The following is a 1049-nucleotide window of genomic DNA, read 5'->3' on the forward strand; positions in this document are numbered from 1 at the left end:
TGAGTGTTTCGCGCCAGTAGGCGAGTTGTTGTGCGGCGAGTGAGTTCTCGTCGTTCTCGTCGCCCAGCAGTTCCCGCTGCCACAAGGTGTAATCGACGTACTGGACCGGCAACGCGACGAATTCGGGGTCTTCGTTCTGGACCCGCTTTTCATAGGCGTGCAGAAGGTCGTTGAGCAGGGGGCCGGTGGATTCGCCGTCGGCGGCGATGTGGTGGAAGACGAGCGCGAGTGAGTGCTCGTCGGGTGCGGTGTTGAAGAGGTGCGCGCGAAGGGGCGGCTCGTTGGCCAGGTCGAAACCCTGCCGAACGACACGGGTGAGCTCTGTGCTCAGCCGTTCCGGGGTGGTGTGGTGGATGTCGAGGGTGGGCGCGGCGTCATCGGGGCTGAGGACGTGCTGGTGAGGGGTGCCCGCGATGTCGGGGAACGTGGTGCGCAGGCTCTCGTGCCGGGTGGCGAGGTCGACGAGGGACTGCTGGAGGGCACGGATGTCGAGGGTGCCGGTGAGGTGGAGGACGAAGGGGAGGTTGTAGGTCGGGTTCGGGCCTTCGAGTTGGTTGAGGAACCACAGGCGTCGCTGGGCGAAGGAGAGCGGAATGCGCTCCGGCCGTGCGGTGGGCCTGAGGGCGGGGCGGAGGGCGCCGTGGTCGTTGAGGTGTCGTGCCAGGCCGGCGACGGTGGGGGTGTCGAAGAGGGCGCGTACGGGCGTCTCGATGTTCAGGGTGGTGCGGATGCGGCTGGTGAGGCGGGTGGCGAGCAGGGAGTGTCCGCCGAGTTCGAAGAAGTTGTCGTCGATGCCGACGCGGGGGAGGCCCAGGACTTCCGCGAAGAGAGTGGCGAGGACCTGTTCGTGGGGTGTGCGGGGGGCCCGGTCGGTGATCTCGGTGGTGAAGTCGGGGGTGGGGAGGGCGTTGCGGTCGAGCTTGCCGCTGGTGTTGAGGGGGAGTTCGGTGAGGGTGACGAAGGCGGCGGGGACCATGTGGTCGGGGAGGGTGGTGGCGAGGTGTTCTCGGAGGTCGGCGGTGTTGGGGGTGTGGCCGGGGGTGGGGACG

Annotated in this window: 1 protein-coding gene; it reads right to left on the reverse strand. The window is 67.9% G+C overall.

Annotated elements, in window-relative coordinates:
* The coding region (locus ABZ842_RS38875) for a condensation domain-containing protein (RefSeq protein WP_361548622.1) at nt 1-1049 on the reverse strand (1049 nt) is incomplete at both ends.

Origin of the sequence: Streptomyces sp. NPDC047315 (assembly GCF_040643215.1) — a bacterium.
Taxonomy (GTDB): Bacteria; Actinomycetota; Actinomycetes; order Streptomycetales; family Streptomycetaceae; genus Streptomyces.